At 71.6% G+C, this 21,669-nt stretch carries 19 protein-coding genes; 6 read left to right on the top strand and 13 right to left on the bottom strand.

What is annotated here, in order from left to right; all coding sequences use genetic code 11:
• Window positions 1–16 precede the first annotated feature (16 nt).
• Window positions 17–1,345: an MFS transporter gene (locus ABD932_RS05280; protein WP_345009064.1), complete on the bottom strand. Its 1,329-nt coding sequence runs from the start codon at window positions 1,343–1,345 to the stop codon at window positions 17–19.
• Between the two features lie 71 nt (window positions 1,346–1,416).
• Here ABD932_RS05280 and ABD932_RS05285 point away from each other — a divergent pair, with 71 nt between their 5' ends.
• Window positions 1,417–2,460, top strand: coding sequence for a GlxA family transcriptional regulator (locus ABD932_RS05285; RefSeq protein WP_345009067.1), 1,044 nt, complete (start codon window positions 1,417–1,419; stop codon window positions 2,458–2,460).
• On the opposite strand, the gene ABD932_RS05290 is transcribed toward ABD932_RS05285, so the two are convergent.
• The 4 genes from ABD932_RS05290 to ABD932_RS05305 all read right to left on the bottom strand — a co-directional run bounded on the left by ABD932_RS05290 (window position 2,368) and on the right by ABD932_RS05305 (window position 7,029).
• Window positions 2,368–3,636 (bottom strand): MFS transporter, encoded by a 1,269-nt coding sequence (locus ABD932_RS05290; protein WP_345009069.1) that lies wholly within the window; start codon window positions 3,634–3,636, stop codon window positions 2,368–2,370. The genes ABD932_RS05285 and ABD932_RS05290 overlap by 93 nt on opposite strands.
• Window positions 3,637–3,783: 147 nt before the next feature.
• The gene (locus ABD932_RS05295) at window positions 3,784–4,833 is read right to left on the bottom strand and encodes an alcohol dehydrogenase catalytic domain-containing protein (protein ID WP_345009071.1); all 1,050 of its coding nucleotides are present in this window, start codon (window positions 4,831–4,833) and stop codon (window positions 3,784–3,786) included.
• The gene (locus ABD932_RS05300) at window positions 4,833–5,984 is read right to left on the bottom strand and encodes an acyl-CoA dehydrogenase family protein (RefSeq protein WP_345009073.1); all 1,152 of its coding nucleotides are present in this window, start codon (window positions 5,982–5,984) and stop codon (window positions 4,833–4,835) included. The genes ABD932_RS05295 and ABD932_RS05300 overlap by 1 nt, the downstream gene beginning before the upstream one ends.
• A 133-nt stretch (window positions 5,985–6,117) precedes the next feature.
• On the bottom strand, window positions 6,118–7,029 hold the full coding sequence (locus ABD932_RS05305) for an SDR family NAD(P)-dependent oxidoreductase (protein ID WP_345009075.1): 912 nt from the start codon (window positions 7,027–7,029) through the stop codon (window positions 6,118–6,120).
• A 95-nt stretch (window positions 7,030–7,124) separates the two neighbouring features.
• Between ABD932_RS05305 and ABD932_RS05310 the strand changes: the two genes are divergently transcribed.
• Window positions 7,125–8,051 (top strand): cyclase family protein, encoded by a 927-nt coding sequence (locus tag ABD932_RS05310; RefSeq protein WP_345009077.1) that lies wholly within the window; start codon window positions 7,125–7,127, stop codon window positions 8,049–8,051.
• 371 nt (window positions 8,052–8,422) lie between these two features.
• On the opposite strand, the gene ABD932_RS05315 is transcribed toward ABD932_RS05310, so the two are convergent.
• The 3 genes from ABD932_RS05315 to ABD932_RS05325 all read right to left on the bottom strand — a co-directional run bounded on the left by ABD932_RS05315 (window position 8,423) and on the right by ABD932_RS05325 (window position 11,405).
• The gene (locus tag ABD932_RS05315; RefSeq protein WP_345009079.1) at window positions 8,423–8,899 is read right to left on the bottom strand and encodes an ATP-binding protein; all 477 of its coding nucleotides are present in this window, start codon (window positions 8,897–8,899) and stop codon (window positions 8,423–8,425) included.
• Window positions 8,900–9,392: 493 nt separating this feature from the next.
• On the bottom strand, window positions 9,393–10,268 hold the full coding sequence (locus ABD932_RS05320; protein ID WP_345009081.1) for an acyl-CoA dehydrogenase family protein: 876 nt from the start codon (window positions 10,266–10,268) through the stop codon (window positions 9,393–9,395).
• Window positions 10,269–10,271: 3 nt separating this feature from the next.
• Complete coding sequence (locus ABD932_RS05325; RefSeq protein ID WP_345009083.1) at window positions 10,272–11,405, bottom strand: acyl-CoA dehydrogenase family protein; 1,134 nt, start codon at window positions 11,403–11,405, stop codon at window positions 10,272–10,274.
• 124 nt (window positions 11,406–11,529) lie between these two features.
• On the opposite strand from ABD932_RS05325, the gene ABD932_RS05330 reads away from it, so the two are divergent.
• A complete protein-coding gene (locus tag ABD932_RS05330; protein WP_345009085.1) occupies window positions 11,530–13,041 on the top strand; it encodes a class I adenylate-forming enzyme family protein in 1,512 nt (503 codons plus the stop codon).
• A gap of 72 nt (window positions 13,042–13,113) precedes the next feature.
• Here ABD932_RS05330 and ABD932_RS05335 read toward each other — a convergent pair whose 3' ends face one another.
• A complete protein-coding gene (locus ABD932_RS05335; protein WP_345009087.1) occupies window positions 13,114–13,626 on the bottom strand; it encodes an EF-hand domain-containing protein in 513 nt (170 codons plus the stop codon).
• Window positions 13,627–13,805: 179 nt separating this feature from the next.
• Window positions 13,806–14,186, bottom strand: a complete 381-nt coding sequence (locus ABD932_RS05340) for an STAS domain-containing protein (RefSeq protein ID WP_093904510.1) — start codon at window positions 14,184–14,186, stop codon at window positions 13,806–13,808.
• Between the two features lie 364 nt (window positions 14,187–14,550).
• Here ABD932_RS05340 and ABD932_RS05345 point away from each other — a divergent pair, with 364 nt between their 5' ends.
• Window positions 14,551–15,138, top strand: coding sequence for a sigma-70 family RNA polymerase sigma factor (locus ABD932_RS05345; protein ID WP_345009091.1), 588 nt, complete (start codon window positions 14,551–14,553; stop codon window positions 15,136–15,138).
• 125 nt (window positions 15,139–15,263) lie between these two features.
• A complete protein-coding gene (locus ABD932_RS05350; protein ID WP_345009621.1) occupies window positions 15,264–16,544 on the top strand; it encodes a maleylpyruvate isomerase N-terminal domain-containing protein in 1,281 nt (426 codons plus the stop codon).
• Window positions 16,545–16,625: 81 nt separating this feature from the next.
• On the opposite strand, the gene purU is transcribed toward ABD932_RS05350, so the two are convergent.
• Together purU and ABD932_RS05360 are read right to left on the bottom strand one after the other, a co-directional pair.
• Window positions 16,626–17,507 (bottom strand): formyltetrahydrofolate deformylase, encoded by an 882-nt coding sequence (gene purU / locus ABD932_RS05355; RefSeq protein WP_345009093.1) that lies wholly within the window; start codon window positions 17,505–17,507, stop codon window positions 16,626–16,628.
• 47 nt (window positions 17,508–17,554) lie between these two features.
• Window positions 17,555–18,055 carry an SCO4402 family protein gene (locus ABD932_RS05360; protein WP_250090850.1) on the bottom strand — a complete coding sequence of 167 codons (501 nt, stop codon included), beginning with the start codon at window positions 18,053–18,055 and terminating at the stop codon, window positions 17,555–17,557.
• Window positions 18,056–18,172: 117 nt separating this feature from the next.
• On the opposite strand from ABD932_RS05360, the gene ABD932_RS05365 reads away from it, so the two are divergent.
• Window positions 18,173–19,483, top strand: a complete 1,311-nt coding sequence (locus ABD932_RS05365; RefSeq protein WP_345009097.1) for an ABC transporter substrate-binding protein — start codon at window positions 18,173–18,175, stop codon at window positions 19,481–19,483.
• A gap of 40 nt (window positions 19,484–19,523) precedes the next feature.
• Here ABD932_RS05365 and ABD932_RS05370 read toward each other — a convergent pair whose 3' ends face one another.
• Window positions 19,524–21,470: a hypothetical protein gene (locus ABD932_RS05370; protein WP_345009099.1), complete on the bottom strand. Its 1,947-nt coding sequence runs from the start codon at window positions 21,468–21,470 to the stop codon at window positions 19,524–19,526.
• Window positions 21,471–21,669 lie beyond the last annotated feature (199 nt).

The raw sequence follows: 21,669 nt of genomic DNA on the forward strand, positions 1-21,669 counted from the left end.
GCACCGGCCCCGACACTCAGGCCACGGCCACACCGTCCGCCGTACGCCGCCGGATCACCAGCACCATCAACGTCGCCGCCGCGCACAGTGCCCCCGACGAGTACCAGACCATGTCGTACGTCCCGAAGACGTCCCGCGCGACCCCGCCGAGGAAGGCCACCAGCGCGGCGCCGACCTGGTGGGAGGCGAGGACCCAGCCGAAGACGATCGCGCTGTCGTCGCCGTACTGCTCCCGGCACAGGGCGACCGTGGGCGGGACGGTGGCGACCCAGTCGAGGCCGTAGAAGACGATGAAGAAGATCATCGGCGGGTGGACGCTCGGGGCCAGCAGCATCGGCAGGAACAGCAGCGAGATCCCGCGCAGCGCGTAGTACACCGCGAGCAGCCGGCGCGCCTCGAAACGGTCGGTGAGCCAGCCGGAGGCGATCGTGCCGACCACGTCGAACACGCCGATGACCGCGAGCAGCGAGGCGGCGGCCTGGATGGGCATGTGGTGGTCCTGGGCGGCGGGCACGAAGTGGGTCTGGATCAGGCCGTTGGTGGAGGCGCCGCAGATCGCGAAGGAGCCGGCCAGCAGCCAGAAGGGGCCGGTGCGGGCCGCCGAGAAAAGCACCGTGACCGCCCGGCGCGCGGCGCCCGGCACGGGGGGCGGCTTGGGCACGAACTCCTTCGCGCCGTACGGCTTCAGGCCGACGTCGGCCGGGTGGTCGCGCAGCAGCAGCCAGACGAAGGGGACGACCGCGAGGGCGGCCAGGGCCACCGTCACCGCGGCCGGGCGCCAGTCGTGCTGGTCCACCAGCCAGGACAGCACCGGCAGGAAGATCAGCTGGCCGGAGGCCGAGGCGGCGGTGAGGATGCCGGTGACCAGTCCGCGCCGCTCGGTGAACCAGCGGTTGGTGACCGTCGCGGCGAAGGCCAGCGCCATCGAACCGGTACCGAGGCCCACCAGCAGGCCCCAGCACAGCAGCAGTTGCCAGGCCGCCGTCATCCAGTAGGTCAGGCCCGAGCCGAGCGCGATCACGGTGAGCGCGACCGCGACCACACGCCGGATGCCGAAGCGGTCCATCAGGGCGGCGGCGAACGGCGCGGTGAGCCCGTACAGCGCGAGGTTGATCGAGACCGCGGCGCTGATCGTGCCGCGTGACCAGCCGAACTCCTGGTGCAGCGGGTCGATGAGCAGGCCCGGCAGGGAGCGGAAGGCGGCGGCGCCGATGATCGTGACGAAGGCGACGGCGGCGACGAACCACGCGCGGTGCAGTGACCCTCCGCGGCTCCGCCACGGGCGGGACTTCTTGATCGGCCGGGTGTCCTCTGCGGCGGCTGCCGCCTCGGTTGTCTGGGTCACGACATAGAGCTTCAGGCCTGTGATCGGTCCGAACGAGTGGCCCGGAGGACAGCATTCGTTAGGATCGGGCCATGGATACGGCCATCAGCTCGGCGGGCGCCCCACAGGAACCCTTCCGCCCGCACCGCGTCGTCGTGCTCGCCCTCGACGGCGCCCTCCCCTTCGAGCTGGGCATCCCGCACCGCATCTTCGGCCGCCCCAGGGACGCCCGGGGTCGGCGTCTCTACGAGGTCGTCACCTGCTCGATCCGGCCGCCGGGCCCGGTGCAGACGGACGCCGACTTCGCCATCCAGGTCGAGCACGGCCCGGAGGCGCTGGCCACCGCGGACACCGTCGTCGTCCCGGCGTCGTACGAACTCGGCCCGGTCTTCGAGCAGGGAGTCCTCACCGACGACCTGGCCGCCGCCCTCGCCCACATCCGCCCCGGCACCCGGCTCACCTCCATCTGCACGGGCGTGTACGTCCTCGCCGCCGCCGGCTACCTGGACGGCCGTCCCGCCACCACGCACTGGGCCGACGCCGAGCGCTTCCAGAAGCTGTTCCCGAAGATCGAGGTCGACCCGGACGTCCTGTTCATCGACGACGGCGACGTCCTCACCTCGGCCGGCGTCGCGGCCGGGATCGACCTGTGTCTGCACATCGTCCGCCGCGACCACGGCACGGCGATCGCCAACGAAGTGGCCCGCCGCACCGTCGTACCGCCCCACCGGGACGGCGGCCAGGCCCAGTACATCCACCGCCCGGTCCCCGACCCGCAGCAGGCGTCCACGACCACGGCCCGCGCCTGGGCGCTGGGCCGGCTCCACGAGCCGATCCAGCTGCGCGACATGGCGGACCAGGAGTCCATGTCCGTACGCACCTTCACACGCCGCTTCCGCGAGGAGGTCGGCGTCAGCCCCGGCCAGTGGCTCACCCAGCAGCGGGTGGAACGCGCCCGGCACCTGCTGGAGTCCACCGACCTGTCCGTGGACCAGGTCGCCCGGGACGCCGGCTTCGGCACGGCCCAGTCGATGCGACAGCACCTACAGACGGCGCTCGGTGTCACACCCACCAGCTATCGGCGCACCTTCCGCGCCGGGAGCCGTGACGACGTCCGGGCCCACGGCGGCACTTGAGGCGTCCGCACTCGAGGCGTCCCGGCGGGCCTCGCCCCACCAGCCGAGCGCGGTCAGCACCAGCGTCAGCTGCACTCCGGCCAGGATGGCCGTGGACGGCGTCACCACCTGGAGCAGGCCGCCCGCAAGGGAGCCCGTCGCCGCGTAGCCCGCGCCCGCGGCCGCGTACAGCACGGAGTACCCGGCGGCCAGGGCGCTCGGCGGCAACGCCTCACGCAGGGACAGGTTACGGGTGATCAGGGCACCCGACTGGAGCATGCCGGCCAGGACGAGGGCGATCGCGATCCCGGCCGCGCCCGGTATCAGCGCGGCGAGGGACACGAAGACCGACATCCCGCACATCAGCACCACACTGCGTGCGCGGAGCCGCCCCGGCCACGACCTCAGGCCGTACAGGAACGCCCCGAGCCCCGCCCCGAGGGCCATGCCCGCCAGCATCGGGCCGGACCAGCCCACGCCGATACCGCGCTGTTCGAGCAGGGCCGGCAGGGTGAGTTCGGACAGGCCCATCAACGTGATGCTGGCCGCGCCCGTGACGTACACCGGCCAGGCGCGTATCAGCACGCGAGTCCTGGCCCGGCCCGCCTCCCCCTCCTGCTCCCCGTTCGACCAGCCGGCCGGCAGCAGCAGCTGGCCCACGATCGACGACGCCATCAGGGCGCCCGCGAGGAGCAGCGGCACCCGTGGCGCCACCTCGAGGGCGAGGCCGGCCACCGCGACCGGGGAGACGGCCCACACGCCGGACATCAGCATCGACTCGGCCGACAGCGCCTGCGCCACGGCGCGCTCCGGGACCAGCGCGGTCAGCAGCGCCCGCTGGCCGCCGGCGGTCGCGGCCGGTGCCCCACCGGCCAGGAACGCGAACGCCGCCAGCACCACGGGATGCGCCCCGGCCAGCACCCCGAGCCCCGCGAACCCCACCGTCCCGCCCGCGAGCCCGGCGACCAGACGGCGCCGGCCGCGAGCCGGGTCCAGCCGCATCCCGAGGACCGGGGCGGCAATGATCTCGCCGAGCACATAGGCGGCCGCGAGCGTCGCACCCAGCGTGTAGCCGCCGGGCCGCTCCCGCACCAGGAACACCAGGGCCAACGGCGTCATGGCGACCGGCATACGAGAGGCGACGGCGGTGCAGGCCCAGATCAGGACCTGCTTGGAGGCGACGTCTCGATAGGTCATGGAGATGAAGGTAAGCGCCGCCACCGACAACCCGGCAGCCGATTTCCGGGCCTGTGGAAAACGGCGCCGGACCACCTCGCGGCCCCCGGAGAGCCAACCGTCCCAGAGCCGGAAGGCCGGCCGCTCAGAACCGGAAAGCCGACCGCCTCAGAAGGTCAGCACCCCCCTGGCCACCTTCCCCGCCTCCGCATCCGCCGCCGCCCTCTCGAACTCCTCGACCGGGTACGTCTCCGTCACCAACTCGTCCAGCAGCAGACGCCCCTCCCGGTACAGGTCGGCGTACAGCGCGATGTCCCGCTGCGGCCTCGACGACCCGTACCGGCACCCCAGGATCGACTTGTCCAGGTACATGGACGACACGACGAAGGAGGCCTCGGCGCCGGCCGGCGGAACCCCCAGCAGAACCGCCTGCCCGTGCCGGTCGAGCAGATCGACGGCCGCCCGGATCAACTCGACGCGCCCCACGCACTCGAAGGCATGGTCCGCCCCCGTGGGCAGCAGCTCGCGCACCCCCTCCACCGACGTCAGGAAGTCGGTCGCCCCGAACCGCCGTGCCACCGCCTCCTTCGCCGGATTGGCGTCGACGGCGACGATCCGCAGCGCACCCGCGATCCGCGCCCCCTGAAGGACGTTGAGCCCGATGCCCCCGGTACCGATGACGAGCACACTGTCCCCACGGTCCACCTTCGCCCGGTTCAGCACGGCGCCCACCCCGGTCAGCACCCCGCACCCGATGAGCGCGGCCGAGGGCATGGGAATGTCCTTCGGGATCCGGACCACCTGCACGGCCTTCACCACGGTCCGCTCGGCGAAAGCCGAGTTGGACGCGAACTGGAAGACGGGCCGCCCTCCTCGGACGAACGGCTGCCCGGGCCGCCCGATCGCCTGCCGGCACATGGTCGGCCGCCCCCGATCGCACTCGGCGCACGTCCCGCAGTTGGCGAGGGTGGACAGGGCCACATGGTCCCCCGGTGCGACATGGGTGACCCCCACACCCACCGCTTCGACCACCCCCGCCCCCTCATGCCCCAACACCACAGGAACGGGGAAAGGTATGGTCCCGTCCACCACAGACAGATCGCTGTGGCACAACCCAGCGGCCGAGATCCCGACCACCACCTCACCCGGCCCGGGATCCCGCACCTCCAGGTCGTACGCGACCTCGACCCGCTTCCCGTCGAACACCACGCCGCGCATCACACAACCCCCTTGGGTTCCCTGGGCAGCCCGAGCACCCGCTCGGCGATGATCGTGCGCTGTACCTGATCCGAGCCGCCGTAGATGGTGTCGGCCCGGGAGAACAGGAACAGATGCTGCGCCTCGTCGAGTTCGTACGGCGCGGAGGGCGACCACTCCACCGGCCCGATCCCCGCCGCGGCCCCCCGCACCTGCATCGCCAGCTCCCCGAGCCGCTGATGCCAGCCACCCCACAGCAGCTTGGCCGTACTGGGCGCACCCGCGTCCCCGCCCCGCCCCAGTGTGCGCAGCGCGTTCCACCGCATCACCCGCAGCTCGGCCCACTGCCGCACCAGCCGCTCCCGCAGGACCGGATCACCCACGGCACCGGACCGCACGGCCGCCTCCACGACCCGCCCCAACTCCTGCGCGAACCCGATCTGCTGGGCGAGCGTGGACACCCCTCGCTCGAACCCGAGCAGCCCCATCGCCACCGTCCACCCCGCTCCCTCACCCCCGACGACGTGCTCCACGCGCGCGTGCGCACCGTCGAAGAACACCTCGTTGAAGTCGCTGGTGCCGGTCATCTGCCGGATGGGCCGCACCTCGATACGCCCCGGCTGATCCATGGGAACCAGCAGAAAGGTCAGCCCATGGTGGCGGGTCGAGTCCGGATCCGTCCGGGCGAGCACGAAGCACCAGTCGGCCTCACGGGCGAGCGAGGTCCAGATCTTCTGCCCGGTGACCCGGTACGTCCCGTCCGAGGCGAGCTCGGCCTTCGTACGGACCCCCGCGAGGTCGGACCCGGCACCGGGTTCGCTGTACCCCTGGCACCACAGTTCCTCACCGACGGCGATCGGAGGCAGGAAGCGAGCCTTCTGCTCATCGGTCCCGTGGGCAAGGAGAGTGGGCCCCAACAGGTTCTCCCCGATGTGCCCGGAACGCGGCGGGGCACCCGACCGCGCGTATTCCTCGGCCCAGACGACCTGTTGAGTCAGCGTGGCGGACCGATTCCCGTACCCGCCCTCGGCCCACCCGAGCCCGATCCACCCGGCTTTCCCTAAGGTGCGTTCCCAGGTACGACGCTCCTGAGCACCCGCGACATGCTCGGAGAGCCACGCCCTGGCTTCCTCCCGAAACGCCCCGTCTTCAGCGGTGAATCCAAAGTCCACAGGGACCTCCTAGGCACCGGTCAGGTATCCAACCTTCAGGGGCGAGGGGCTGTGTCACTATGCGGCTCCGCCGCGTGGGCGCGACCAGCCACAACAAACCCGCAGCCGCCCCACGACACATCCCCCCGAGCTATTAGGCGTTCGGCCGAGAACCGTCCCGTGCCGCCCTCTCCATCGCCTCCACCCGCGCAAGCATCGGCATCGGATCCACCCCCACCGACCCCGGCAATACCTCCGCAATCCGCTCCGGCGTCCATGAACCACCGGCATAAGCGGCGCGCAGCTCCCGCGGCTGAGCCCACACCGCGATCTTCGGCCCGGCCACGGTGTACACCTGCCCGGTAACCCCCTGCTCCCGAGCCGCGTCCGACAGCAGATAAACCACGAACGCCGCGACATCCTCCGGCTCGCCGATCTCCGCCAACTCCATGGGAACGTTCGCCGACATCCGCGTACGAGCCACCGGCGCCACCGCATTCGCGGTGACCCCGTACTTGTTCAAGCCCAGCGCAGCGCTCCGCACCAGCGAGATGACCCCACCCTTCGCCGCGCTGTAATTCGCCTGCGAAACCGACCCCTGATGATTCCCGCTGGTGAACCCGATCAAGGTCCCGGCCCGCTGTTTCCGCATCACCGCGGAGGCAGCCCGGAAAACCGTGAAGGTCCCTTTCAGATGAGTGGCGACAACGGGATCCCACTCCTCCTCGGTCATGTTGAACAGCATCCGCTCCCGCAGGATCCCGGCGACGCACACGACTCCGTCGATCCGCCCGTACGCCGACACCGCGGTATCGACGACGCGCTGTCCACCCGCCATCGTGGAGATGTCGTCCCCGACCGCGACCGCTTCCCCGCCGGCCGCCTCGATCTCCTTGACGACGGCCTCGGCGACCGCGCTGGTGGGCGACGCGCCGTCCATGGAGACGCCGTAGTCGTTGACGACGACCCGCGCCCCCTCGGCCGCGGCCGCCAGGGCCACCGCCCGTCCGATCCCTCGCCCGGCACCCGTCACGGCGACGACCTTGCCTGCCAAGAAGTTCCCCATGCCCCGGCCCCTTCCCGCAGTTTCTGACGGTCCGTTAGATTCGAATCGATTCTACGACCCGTCAGATACGCGGAGACAAGCCCCGGGGAGGACTCATGTCACTGCCGGACGCGTTCCATGAGATCGCCAAGCGCGTGAACAACTGGGGCCGTTGGGGTTCCGACGACGAGATCGGCACCCTGAACCTGATCACCGACGACGTCGTCCGCGAGGCGGCCGCCTGCGTCCGCACCGGCCGCCGCATCCCCCTCGCCCTGCCCCTGCAACAGGACGGCGTCCAGACCGGGATGATCCCCGGACGCGTGAACCCGCTGCACGCCATGGTGCAGATCAACCAGGAGATCTTCGGCCCGGGAACCGTCGCCTGCAGCGACGACATCGTGACCATGGGCCTGCAGGCGGCCACCCACTGGGACGCGCTCACCCACGTCTCGCACTCGGGCCGGCTCTACAACGGCCGCCCCGCCGACACCATCACCCCGCACGGCGGCGCCGAGTTCAGCGGCATCGACAAGGCGCGGCACATCGTCTCGCGGGGCGTACTGCTGGACGTGGCACGCGCGCGTGGCGTCGCCCGGCTCGACGGCGGGCACGCGGTCACCCCGGAGGACCTGGAGGCGGCCGAGGAACTCGCGGGCACGCGCGTGCGTGCCGGCGACATCGTGCTCGTCCGGACGGGGCAGATCCAGGTCTTCCTCGCCGGCGACAAGCACGCGTACGGCTACCCCTCGCCCGGCCTGTCGATCCGTACGCCGGAGTGGTTCCACGCGCGCGATGTGGCCGCGGTCGCGAACGACACGCTCACGTTTGAGATCTTTCCGCCCGAGACAGAGGATTTATGGCTGCCCGTGCACGCGCTCGACCTGGTGGAAATGGGGATGCTTCAGGGCCAGAACTGGAATCTCGAAGAGTTGTCCACAGCCTGTGGAGAAGTGGGCCGCTACGCGTTCCTGCTGTCGGCGATGCCCGAGCCCTTCGTCGGCGGCACCGGGACTCCCGTCGCACCCGTGGCCCTGCTCTGACGAGGTCGGCTGGCGGCGCGGCCCGACCGCCCCGAGCACGGCGCCGCGCCACCATCCGACTCCGGCGTACCCGCCCCGGTTCCTCGACTCCCCCTGCCCTGAGAGAACCGACGCCGAATCACGACCCACACTCGGCGAGGGCTTCCGTCACCGAAGCCCTCGTCGTCCCCTCGCGGCGAATCGCTGACCACAAGCGTGATCAACCGGACACTCGGCGTCAACACCCACACGGGGATTTGTTACTTAAGCCCTATTTGTAGCAGGCGCGCACAGAAGCATGCCCGGGCGCACCGATGCCGACCCGAGCAGGAGAGACAGCGCTTTCTGCAACCGTGCACCGAACCCGGCGCAGTTGTGGCGACGTGCGCCCGTCACACCGCTTCGTACGCGAGACCCTCATACGCCGACGCCCCGCTCCCGTAGGCGGAGGCAGGCCCCTCCGACTCCGCGGCACGATCCAGTTCGCACCAGATCCGCTTGCCGGCACCCTCGGAGCTCCAGCCCCACCGGTCCGCCAGACCGTCGACCAGCGCGAGGCCCCGGCCGCCCGTCGCGTCACCGTCAACACACCGGGGCACGGGCGCACGGTCGCTGCGGTCGGCCACCTCCAGCCGTACGGTGGCGGCCTCCTGGGCCGCCCCCGGCAGGGACAGCCGCAGCACGGCCGGACAACCGGTGTGCACCACGGCGTTGGTGACGAGTTCGGACACGAGCAGGATCAGCGTCTCGGCGAGCGGCTCGTCGACCCCTATCCCGGATCCGGCGAGCCGCGAGCGGGCCCACCGCCGGGCTCGCCCCACCTCAGCGGGGTCGGGCCGGATCTCCAGCTGCACTTGAAGCACCTGCACCGCTCACACCATCCGAACCGGCGGACACATAACCCCGCGCCTCACGAGGGCCACGATCCTAGCCATTTTTTTCATGGCCAGAACAATGGCCAAAGCCAGGGTCACGGAACGTGAATCCCTTAGCTGACAGCATGGTTGACGTACAGTCACCCCAACAAGCGCTTCGGGCATATTCCAGCGCGAAGGAGTACCCGTGCGGCATACTGTGCGACGCTTGTTGCGAGGAGTCGAACAGGCGGGGACAGAAAGCCCTCCCGCCCTGCGAGCAGCGGGGCGCACCGCCGGATCCGGGGCCACCTCAAGGGCAACTCCGCCATGGCTCATGCTCGGAACCACTCGCATCTCACACAAGGTACCGGAGCAGACCGCCGACTCCAGGCCGTGACGAGTCACGCGTAGGACACAACCCGATATCAACGCTCCGTAATTCCGGTATGCCACAATCCGCGACATCCGTACGAGCGCCGTCGGCGATATCGCAGACCAAGCCTCTTTAGGTCGAGTGTGCGAGAAGTTCGGCAGCCAACCGTTCCTCACTGTCCGTAGCGGCTCCGGAACGGTGTGTCCGCACCCATGCGCGCTTCAGATGCAGGTGGACCTCGAACTCCCAGGTGAATCCCATGCCGCCGTGCACCTGGAGACAGTCGCGGGCGCCGTGCACGGCCGCCTCGTCGGCGAGCAACCGGGCCGCGTCGATGTCGAGCGGGTCGGCGGTGACGGCCGCCGCGTAGACAGCCGTGCGAGCCGTCTCGGTGCGCACCAGCATCTCCGCGCACAGGTGCTTCACCGCCTGGAACGCGCCGATCGGCTGCCCGAACTGCTCACGCGCCCGGGCGTGTTGCACCGCCAGCTCGCACGCGCGCGCGGCGCTGCCGAGCTGCTCGGCCGCGGTGAGGAGCACGGCGACGGGATCCACGGCACAGGCCAGGGGAACCCGGTGCAGGGGCGTCAGCGGGTCGACCGACCGCAGGGGTACGGCCCCCGCCGCGTCGCCCCGTACGACGTCCGCCGCAGCGAGCCACTCCACCAGGCCGTTGCCTGCGGCCGTCACGACCGCCTCCCCGGTGGCCGCGCCGGGGACGTCGCCCGCGGCGAGGTGGGTGGCCACCAGCGGCCCCGGCAGCAGTGCGCGGCCCGCCTCCTCGAACGCCAACACCGCCTCGGGCAGCCCGAGTCCGACGCCGCCCTCCGTCTCCGGCAGCCGCAGCGCGAAGAACCCGGCCGCCCCCAGCTCGCGCCACAGCGCCCGGTCCAGGCGTCCGGGCGCGTCGACCGCGGCCCGCAGCGCCTCGGCGCCGAAGCGGCGCGTCAACAGCTCCCGTACGCCGTCCCGCAACGCCCGCTGGTCGTCGGTCAGTTGGAAGCGCATCCGTCACCGCCCCTTCGGCAGCCCGAGAATCCGCTCGGCCACGATGTTCCGCTGGATCTGCGAGGTGCCGGCCGCGATGGTGTACGACAGCGAGGACAGCCGGTCGAGGGCCCACGGCCGGTCGAGGTCGAGGGACTCCGGTCCCAGTACGTCGGCCGCCGCGTCGTAGAGCTCCTGGCGGGCGTGCGAGTACCTCAGTTTGAAAACCGAACCTCCGACACCCGGCACCCCGCCGGACTGTTCCGCCTCACTCACGTTCCACTGCGTCAGCCGCCACAGCGCCCGGAACTCGGCGTTCAGCCGCCCGAGCCTTCGCCGCAGCACCAGATCGTCCCAGCGCCCGTTCTTGCGGGCCTCCACGGCGAGTTCGCGCAGGACGCGCCGACAGGAGACGACCTCGCCCACGAAGGCCGTGCCGCGCTCGAAGGAGAGGGTCACCATCGTCACGCGCCAGCCGTCGTTCTCGTCCCCGACCCGGTTGGCGACCGGCACCCGCACGTCGTCGAGGAAGACCTCGGCGAACTCGGCCGACCCGGCGAGGGTCCTCAGCGGCCGTACGGTGATGCCCGGCGCGCCCATGGGCATGGCCAGCCAGCTGATCCCGCGATGCTTGGGCGCCTCGGGATCGGTGCGCACCAACAGCTCGCACCAGTCGGCCACTTCCGCATGGGAGGTCCAGATCTTGGACCCGCTCACCACATAGTCGTCGCCGTCCCTACGCGCGCGCGTGCGCAGCGCCGCGAGGTCGGATCCGGCGTCCGGTTCGCTGAAGCCCTGGCACCAGACCTCGTCCCCGCGCAGGATCGGCGGCAGCCAGCGCGCCCGCTGCTCGGCGGTGCCCTCGGCGGCGATGGTCGGCCCCGCGTGCAGCAGCCCGACGAAGCCGGCGCCCACATAGGGCGCGCCCGCCTTCTCGGTCTCCTCCAGGAAGATCAGCCGCATGGTCGGCGACGCGTCCCAGTGGACGTCGGCGTACCCGGCGTCGTACAGCCTGCGCTGCCAGCCGAGGTCGTAGGCGCGGCGCCCCGGCCAGTCGTCGGGGGACGGCTTCGGCGGGAGCGCGGGAAGGGTCTTGCCCAGCCACTCCCGCAAGCGCGCCCGGAACTCCTCCTCTTCGCGCGTGTACGTGAGGTCCATCCACCACCTGCCTGACGATCCGTCAGATTCACCCGCAGGCTAGCCCCGCACCCCTGGACCGACAAGGCGGTGAGCCCTACGCTCTCCGCACGATCTGACACATCGTCAGCTGGAGGGGGTTGTCGTGAACGACACCGCACACGCCCTGGGTTCCTCACGCACACTCTGGGAACTGGTCGCACGCCGTGCCGAACTGACCCCCGACCGACCCGTCCTCCTCCAGGACGACCGCTCGCTGAGCTTCGGCGACCTACGCGCGCGTGCCGAGCGCGTGGCGGCCGGCCTGTACGACATGGGCGTACGCCCCGGCACGGTCGTCGCCTGGCAGCTGCCCACCCGCATCGAGACGGCCCTGCTCTCCTTCGCGCTGGCCCGCCTGGGCGCCGTGCAGTCGCCGGTCATCCCGTTCTACCGGGACCGCGAAGTCGGCTTCGCGCTGCGGGAGTCGAAGGCGGAGTTCTTCGCGGTGCCGGGCGAGTGGCGGGGCTTCGACCACACCGGGATGGCACGGCGACTGGGCGCGAAGGGGATCTTCGAGGCGTACGACACCCTGCCCGACGGCGATCCCGCCGTGCTCCCCCCGCCGCCCGTCGAGGGCACCTCCGTCCGCTGGATCTACTGGACCTCGGGGACGACGTCCGACCCCAAGGGCGTACTGCACACGGACCGTTCACTGATCGCGGGCGGCTCCTGCCTGGCACACGCGTTGCGGCCGACGGCCGACGACATCGGGTCGATCGCCTTCCCGTACGCGCACATAGGCGGCCCCGACTACATGGTGATGCTGCTGCTGTACGGCTTCCCCGCGGTGATGTTCGAGCAGTTCGCGCTGCCGGACGCGCTGGCGGCGTACCGCGGGCACGGCGTGACGATCGCCGGCGGGTCGACGGCGTTCTACTCGATGTTCCTGACGGAGCAGCGCAGGCTGCCGGGCGGCGGGAAGGTCGTCCCCTCGCTGCGGCTGCTGGCGGGCGGCGGGGCGCCGAAGCCGCCGGAGCTGTATCACGCGGTGGTGCGCGAGATGGGCGTGCAGCTCACGCACGGCTACGGCATGACCGAGGTGCCGATGATCACGATGGGGGCGCCGGACGACACGGCGGACAACCTGGCGACGACGGAGGGGCGGCCGCCCGAGGAGATGGAGATACGGATCGTGGAGGGGGAGGTGCGGCTGCGCGGGGAGGCGGTGTGCCAGGGGTATCTGGACCCGGCGCAGACTGCTTCGGCCTTCGACGCTGAGGGGTTCCTGCGCACCGGTGACCTCGGGTATCTGACCGACAGCGGGCATCTGGTGCTGACCGGCCGGCTCAAGGACGTGATCATCCGCAAGGGCGAGAACGTCTCGGCGAAGGAGATCGAGGACCTGCTGCACCGGCATCCGGCCGTCGGGGACGTGGCGGTGATCGGGCTGCCGGACGCGGAGCGCGGGGAACGGGTCTGCGCGGTCGTGGAGCGGCCGCCCGGCGTCACGCAGCAGCCGACGCTCGAGGAACTGACCTTTTACCTGCGCGGGGAAGGGCTGTCGAGGCACAAGCTGCCGGAGCAACTGGAGGTGGTCGACGCCCTTCCGCGCAACGAGACCCTGCGGAAGGTCCTCAAGTACAAGCTCAGGGAGCGCTTCTCGGGATCGGCGTAGGAGCCGGGACCGGCGCGGGAGCCGGGACCGGCGCGGGAGCCGGGACCCGGGCGGGAGCCGGGGATTCCCGGATCACTCGGGAACGGTGAAGTAGCGGGCGAACGCGGTCACGATCTCGCTCTCCGCCACCTTGCCGTCGCCGTCCGCGTCGAGCGCGGCGGCGGCCGCCTGGGCGACGTCCTGCGCGACCCCGAGGCAACCGAGCACGCGCGCGGTGTCGGTGACGGTGGCGTATCCGTCACCGTCGGGGTCCGCCACGGCCAGGGCGCCGTGCAGGAAGGGGCGGGCGATCTCCGCGAACCGGTCCGGATTGTCGCGCAGCCGCTTGACCGCGCCGTTCACGAACTCCTCGCGGGTGATGCGCTGATCGCCGTCGCGGTCCGCGATCCCGGCCATGCCCTGCCAGAACGCCTCGGCCCCGATGTACAGGGCCTGGCCCTTGTCGGACCGGGCGGTGGTGCCGAACTCCGCGAGCAGCGCCTTGGCCGCCGCACTGAAGTCCTCCCGGTCGATGTAGCCGTTGCCGTCCTGGTCGAAGGTGGCGAACCGGGCGGCGATCCTGCGCTCGTACTCGCTGCTGACCATGTCTTATCGGGCCGCCTTACGTCACGTGGGGTACCTCTGGCAGGGAGCGTACGACGCCTCGGGCCGTCCGGGCGCGGGAAAGCGGCGGTTGTGCCAAGACCGGGGGAATTTTGGGACAACCGTGTGGCACTTCGAGGGAATGTGCGCTGTTCACGCCCCTCGGGCCGACAGCGGGTTCCTCAGGCCGACAGCGGTCCCGCGTCGTCCGCGACCGCCGCCGCGACGTCCGGGTAGACCTCGAACAGCCGGCGCACTCCCAGCGCCCCCAGGACCCGGTTGACGTGCGATCCGTCCGCCGCGCCCTGCGCGGGGAGTATCAGCCGCAGGCTGCCCTGGCAGGAGCGGATCAGTCGGCGGGCGGCGATGAGGACGCCGACCCCGCTGGAGTCGCAGAACAGGACCTCGGAGAGGTCCAGGACGAGGCTGTGGCGCCCCTCGGCCACCACGTCATGGATGTGCTGACGCATCACCGGCGAGGTCACCAGATCCAGCTCGCCCGACACCTGGAGCACGGCCCAGTCGCCCCGCTCGCCGCCGGTCACTTTCACCGTCACCACCACGCCCCTCGCTCGCCGACCCCGCCGAACCGGAAGCGACTCCTACGCTTCCTTGCAGCGCGGCTGCCCAGCGGCTGTTCCCTGAAACACCCTCCAGAAAACGGTCACCGATCAGAAGAGGCTTGTTTCAGTCGCATTCAATCCTGTTCGATCGGGTCTGATCGCACGATGCCCGGGTAACCGAGCGGGTGCGAGGCCCTGTGCCCTCCGCCGAGGCCCCCTATCACGAGTGCGAGGTGCGTCACCAGCCATGGCTCTTCCAGGGGCGCACATTGCGACAAAGGGGCGTGCGCTGTCAGCCGTGCCGACTACATTCGGGGAGACGGCGGACACACGCTGGACAGGGACGGACCGGTGAGGGGGCCGTATGGCGAAGAAGGACGCACCGCCCCGCTGGGACCGCAAGATGCAGCAGCGTCTCGCCCGCGGTGAGGCGGCCGCCCTCGGCGAGTTCTACGACCGGTTCGCCTCGCTGGTGCACGGCCTCGCCCACACCGTGCTGGGCGACGAGCGCGCCGCCGACCACCTCACCCGCGACGTCTTCGCCCATGTCTGGGAGCACCCGGACACCTACGACCCCAAGCAGGGCCCGCTGCGCTCCTGGGTCGCCGCGCTGACCCACCGCCTCGCCGTGCAGCGGCTGCGCGCCACCGAGACCGCCGCCCTCGTCCAGGCCGGCGACCAGGGCTCCACCGAGGAACTGGAGCGCAAGGTGCGGCACGCCTCGGTCGCCGCCCGGGCCGACTACATCGTCCAGTCGATGCCCGTCCCCCTGCGCGCCGCCCTGGAACTGGCCTATTTCCAGCGCCGCGACTACCGCCAGACCGCCGTCGACCTCGGCGTCACCGAGGACGAGGCCCGCCGCCGCCTCCGCCTGGGCCTGCAGCTCCTCTCCACGGCCCACGACGCCGGAGCCGCGCCAGGGGCACCGCCGGGATACGGGGGTGCGGTGTGAACGAGCCAGGACGGTTCGAGGTGTACGACGAGCACGAGGGGCAGGGCGGACACGGGGGCGAGGAGCCGTACGAGAAAGGCGAGACGGAGAGCGGCTCGGCGGACGCCTCCCCTGGAGCGGACGGCATGAGCAGCGGCAACGGCGACGACCGGCATCCCACCCCCGAGCCGGGCCCGGACCTGCCGCCCCGCATACCGCTCCCCCGCGCCTCCGTCGAGGACACCGGACAGCCCCTGCCCGACCTGCAGGTGCGGGACCTCGCCGACCCGGCGCCGCGCAGGCCCCCGCTCGTCCTCGAACACCGGGTGCTCAAGGCGCTCCTCGGCGCGTGGGCGCTGGCCGCCTGCTCGACGGAGGAGACGGCGGCCGTGGAGGAGCACCTCGGCGACTGCGGTGCCTGCGCGGACGAAGCGCGGCGGCTGCGCGAGGCCGTCGGTCTGCTGCATCCCGCCGAGTCCCTCGACCTGGACCCGTCCCTGCGCACCCGCGTCCTGGCGGGCTGCCTGGAGCGGCGCCCACCGCGCATCCCGGTGCCGGAGTGGGCGACGCCGTACGACGCCCAGACGGCCCGCCTCGACGCCCTGCTGCAGGACTTCGGCGACGCCGAGTGGCACGCGCCCGTGCGGCTGCGGTGGTTCGAGAAGGACGAGCCGACCAGCCGCCGTACGACCGTCGCCGGGGTCATCGCACATCTGCTGACGGTCGACGGGCTGGTGGCGGTCGCGCTGGGCCTTCAGGACCCGATGGGCGACGTGGCCGCGGACCACCCGACCCCCTCCGCGCGCACGGAGGCGTACTGGCGGGCCTCGCACTACCCGCCGACGCGTGCCGTACGGGCACCGTGGCGCGAGCAGAGCCACGACCTGGTCCGCACGGTGTCCTTCACGGGCGGCGGCACGGGCAAGCTGTCGGTGCCGTACGGCGACTTCGAACTCCCGCTGCGCGACGCGATGCTGGACCGCGCCTTCGAGTGCTGGGTGCACGCGGAGGACATCGCCGAGGCGGTGGACTACCCGTACGAGCCGCCGTCCGGCCGCGATCTGCACAGCATGGTCGACCTGGCGGCGCGCATGCTCCCCACTGTGCTCTCGGCCCGCCGCCGAGCGGGGCTGGCGGCGCCGTCTCCCGGTCCGCACCGCCACCTGGTGCCCGCCGGCGAGCCCGGCCGCAGCCTCCGGCTGGAGATCGAGGGTTCGGGTGGCGGGGAGTGGCTGATCCCTCTGGACTCACCGGCGGCGGTCGGCTCGGCGGAGCACGAGGTGGCGCACATCGCGCTCGACGGCGGGGAGTTCTGCCGGTTGGCCGCGGGGCATGTGTCTCCGACGGAAGCGGCGGCGGGGCAGGTCGGCGACCGGGAGGCGATCAGGGATGTGCTGTTCGCGGCGGCGAGCTTGAGCCGGATGTAGGGACGGGTTTGCGGTTCGGGGGCGGCTGCGAGCAGCCACGAACCACCCGCAGCCGCCCCGCAGGCAGAACTCCCCGAGCTCCTAGGCGAAAACGACCGTCCGCCGCCCGTTCAGCAGAATCCTCCGCTCGGCATGCCACTTGACCGCCCGAGCCAGCGCCTGGCACTCCACGTCCCGCCCGATCGCGACCAGCTGGTCCGGCGTGACGTCATGCCCCACCCGCTCGACCTCCTGCTCGATGATCGGCCCCTCGTCGAGGTCGGCGGTGACGTAGTGAGCCGTGGCGCCGATCAGCTTGACGCCCCTGGTGTGAGCCTGGTGATACGGCTTCGCGCCCTTGAAGCTCGGCAGGAAGGAATGGTGGATGTTGATGATCCGCCCGCTCAGCTGCTTGCACAGGTCGTCCGACAGGACCTGCATGTAGCGGGCCAGCACGACCAGCTCCACGCCCTCCTCGCGCACGATCTCCAGCAGCTGCGCCTCGGCCTCGGACTTGTTGTCCTTGGTCACCGGGATGTGGTGGAAGGGGATGTCGTACGACCCCACGAGCTCGGCGAAGTCGGTGTGGTTGGACACCACGGCGGCGATCTCCACCGGCAGCGCACCGATCCTGGCGCGGAACAACAGGTCGTTCAGGCAGTGCCCGAACTTGCTGACCATCAGGACGACCCGCATCTTCTCCTCGGCCCGGTGGATCTGCCAGTCCATCTGGAAGGAGTCACCGATCGCCGCGAAGCTCGCCCGCAGCTTGTCCACCGTCACCGGCGACTCCGCCGAGAAGTGGACGCGCATGAAGAACAGTCCCGTGTCGTGGTCACCGAACTGCTGGCTGTCCTCGATGTTGCAGCCGGTCATGAAGAGGTAGCTCGACACGGCGTGCACGATGCCCTGCTTGTCGGGGCACGACAGGATGAGGACGTACTGCTCGGCGGGGACCGCGGCTCGGGTGGACTGCTCGTTCATGCAGCACAGGGTCCCATATCCGACGCCCTCGGCGGGCAGCCGTCCCGTTACGCGGACCGGGTCATGATCCGCAGCACCTCGAGGGTGCGCGGCGGTGCGTCCGGGTCCTCGCCGTCGGCCATGGCCATCCGGACGTGCGCGTCCCGCGCCGCCCGCACCGCCTCCGGCCATCCCTGGTGCTCCATGTACGCGGAGACCGGTGCGTCCGGGCCGACCTGGTGCATGATCCGCAGCACCCGCAGCACGGCGGTGTCGACGAGCGCCGCCTCCTGCGAGTCCCGGAATATGGTGCCGACGTACTTCTCCGCCGACCAGTTGTCCAGCCAGGTGTCCTCGACCAGGCGGTAGACGGCGTCGGTGACGTCGCCGTACCCGTCGACACCGGCGAGCCAGACGTCCCGCTGGAACGTCTGGTCGGAGAGCATGTGCAGCGCGGAGCGCACATTGCTGCGCCAGCGCCACCACGGCATGTCATTGAGTGGCATGCCGCCCATGGTGGATGAGCGACGGCCGCGACGGGAAGAGCTATCCGAACCTTGCACGGTCATCGATCGTACGTTCCCCCTCACAGGAGCCTCACCAGCCCCCGTAATTCACCTTCCCGTCACCGAATAATAACCAAGGGTCACGCTCGGGTTAGTGATGTGGCGGAATCGTGCGTAGCCATGACCGGCAGGCGACGCATCCGCAGCACCTTCCTCCCCGCCCTCACCAACCGGCCCGGCCGCGCCTCCGCACGTACCGCGGCGGCACTGGTGGCGTGTGCGTCGCTCGCCGTCGGATGCGGGGTCATCCCCGGCACCACGGGGGGTTCCGGGGATGGCCCGATCACCGTCATGACCTGGGCCCCCGAGAACACCAAGGCCACCAACAAGCCCGGTATGCCCGCCTTCGCGCAGGCGTACGCCCGCTGGGTCAACGCCCACGGCGGTATCAACGGCCGGGACCTGAAGGTCCTCACCTGCAACGACCACAACGACAGCGTGGCCGCGGCGAAGTGCGCCGACCGCGCGGTCGAGGAGAACGTCGTCGCGGTCATCGGCTCCTACAGCCAGTACGGCGACACCTTCCTGCCCTCGCTGGAGAGCGCCGGCATCCCGTACATAGGCGGCTACGGCGTCACGAACGCCGAGTTCACCAGCCCGCTCTCCTACCCCGTCAACGGCGGCCAGCCCACCCTCCTGGCGGGCCTCGGCAAGGAGCTGGCCCGCCGGTGCGGCCCCGTCGCACTGGTGCGCCCCGACAGCATCGCGGGCGACGAGCTGCCGCCCCTGCTCAACTCCGGTCTCAAGGCGGGCAGGCACCCCGACTCGAGCGACCAGTTGGCCGACGAGGACGCCACCGAGTACGCGGCCCAGTCGGCGCGGGCCCTGGACTACGCCATCGACGGGCTGTCGGACACGGGCTGCGTGGTGCCCGCCCTCGGCGACCGCACCAGCACCTTCATGGACTCCTTCCGGCGGTCCCGCGAGGGCTACTCCGACGTGCGCACCGCCACCGTCCTCGGCAGCGTCGACCAGACCGTGATCAACGCGACCGGCGGGGCGTCGAGCCCGTACGAGGGGTCGTACATCACCGGCTGGTACCCCGTGGCGAGCGATCCGCGCTGGGACGCCATGAAGAAGGTGATCAGCGAGCAGGCCTTCGGCGACAACCGCATCGATCCCGCGGACGCCGGTGTGCAGACCACATGGATCGCGTACACGGTGTTCAAGAAGGTCGTCGAGTCGCTGGGCGACGGCGAGGTGAGTGCCGACTCCGTGCGGGAGGCCCTGAACAAGGGTCTGAAGGTCTCCACGGGCGGACTGACCCCGACCCTGCGATGGAAGTTCCAGGACGTCCTGGCCTCCGTCGGCTACCCCCGTCTGGTCAACCGCAAGGTCACCCTCCAGGTCGTACGGGACGGCCGGCTGGTGGCGGCCCGCAAGGGCTTCATCGACGTGACGAGGACGCTGCAGACCGCCGAGCTGAACTGACCGCCGGGGGCCCGCCCTGCGGCCGGGCCCCCGGCCGGTCCTACAGCTGGGTCGGCTGACGCTCCGCCAGGCCGTACTTCTTGGCGATCGTGTTCCACAGCTGCGCGGCCGATTTCTTCTGCGTGCTGGCGGTGCCGCTGGCGCGGTTGCCGGCCTGGGTCTGGCCGGTGGAGCGGGCCTGGCCCTTCTTGCACAGCTTCTCGTTGCCGGCGACCTGGTCGGCCCACGCCGCGTAGTGGTTGTCGGCGGACGCCGACGCCTGCCACGCCTTGGTCAGCGCGGTGGTCAGCTCGGTGTGGTTCGGGAGCTGGTCGACCTTCAGCTTGGACAAATCGGTGACCAGCTGGTTGCGCTGCCCGGCCGCGTCCCGCAGGTCCTTGGCGGCCTGCGCGAGGTTGTCGCAGGACTTCACGTCGTCCACCGCGTTGATCACGGACGTACGGCTGTCTCCGCTGTCCGCGAGGAGCTTGTCCAGGGCGATCGCCTGCTCCTCGGCCGGGTCGGCTGACGGCGAGGAGGAACCCTCGGTCGCCGGGGCCGTGGCCGAGACGGGTCTGTTCTTGTCGTCCTTCTCGTCGTCCCCGCCCCCGCCGGCGAGCAGCGCGCCCGCGCCGATGCCGAGCACGGCGATACCGACGCCCACGGCGGCGATGAGGGGCAGCCGGGAGCCCGTACGACCGCCGCGGCCGCCTCGGCCACCGTCGTCGTCGCCCGGGCCGTAGGGGCTGTGCGGGTTGTCCGCGCCGGGCGGGAAGTACCCGCCCTCGTGCCGGCCCTGCGGCTGCGGCGGCGGCTGCTGGAAGCGGGGCAGCTGCTGGGTGGCCGCGGCCGGGGGCGCACCGCCCGGCTCGCTGCGGAAGAGGTTGTCGAAGTCGGAGAGCGGCTGCCGCTGCGGACCGCCGTGCGGCGCCCCGCCCGCCTGACCTGGCACCGGCGGGATGTACTGCGTGGCGTCGGCGTCGGGCCCGGACGCCTGCGGCATCGGTCCGGCGCCGCCCGCGGGACCGGCGCCGCCGCCCTGCCGGGCCCGCCCCAGGATCTGGGTGCTCTCGTTGGACACCTCGGGCGGCAACGCGCCCGGCCCCACCGGCGGGATGTACTGCGTCGCGCCCTCGGAGGCGGCGGGCGCGGAGGGCGTGCCGACGGGCGGTATGAAGCGGGTGGCCTGGTCGTCCGCACCCGCAGGGGCCGCACTGACCGGCGGTATGTACTGGGTGGCGCCTTCGTCGGCCGGGGGCGACGGAGCCCCGAAACCACCGGCCCCGGCACCGGCGTGCGGCAGGGGCGCGTTGGGCGCACCATACGCGGCCGGCGGCAGCGGAGCGTTGGAACCGCCGTGCACGGGCGGCAGCGCCGCGCCCGGGCCGCCCTGCTGGGCAGGCGGCAGCGCCCCACCGGCACCGGGAGCGCCGTACGTCTCCGCACCGGCGGGCGGCAGCGGCGGAGTCCCGCCCGGAGCCCCGTACGCCTGACCGCCCGCGGGCGGCAGCGGCGCCGAGGACGGACCGCCGCTCTGCCCGTACGACGGCTGCGGCGCGGGCAGCGACGAACCGGCCGGCCCGCCGTGCCCGTACGACGGCGTGCTCGGCGGTGCGCCCTGCACGCCCCCGCCGTACGCCCCGCCCTCCGGCGGCAGCGGCTGGGACGGTATGCCCTCGGCGCCCTCAGGCGCCGCGCCCCACGGGGCCGGCGCCTGCGCCTGGTACGGCTGTTCCTGCCCGCCCCACGACTGACCGGGCTGCGCCCCCCAGGCCTGGCCAGGCGCGGCCGGCGGCGGGGTCGCGGGCTGCTCGGGTCCCCACGGGGTGCCCCAGGCCTGGCCGCCGGGCGGCGCCGAGGGCGGGGGTGTCGTCGGCGGCGTGGCCGGTATCGGCGTCGGCCGGCCCGTCATGCCCGGCAGCAGCGGCTCACCACCGTCCGAGGGCAGCACGATGCCTTCGCGCGCTTGCCGCGCCGAGGGCTCCTCGCCCTGTCCACTCTGCGTCACCGGGACTCCTACGAATGGGGGACCTTCGGAATCGTCGGCTCACGCTACCGGGTCCTCCGTTCCGGCTGCTACGCGGCCAAGGACGTGACCTGCGTCCCTGTGACCGCGATAACAGCAACGGCCCCCAATCCGCTGTTAACGCTCTCCCTTCCCACCGGCGCCTTCGTTTCCCTGCCGTTCACGCAGTCGTACCCGCTGG

It is taken from the genome of Streptomyces shaanxiensis, from assembly GCF_039537145.1.
In the GTDB taxonomy this organism is placed as follows: domain Bacteria; phylum Actinomycetota; class Actinomycetes; order Streptomycetales; family Streptomycetaceae; genus Streptomyces; species Streptomyces shaanxiensis.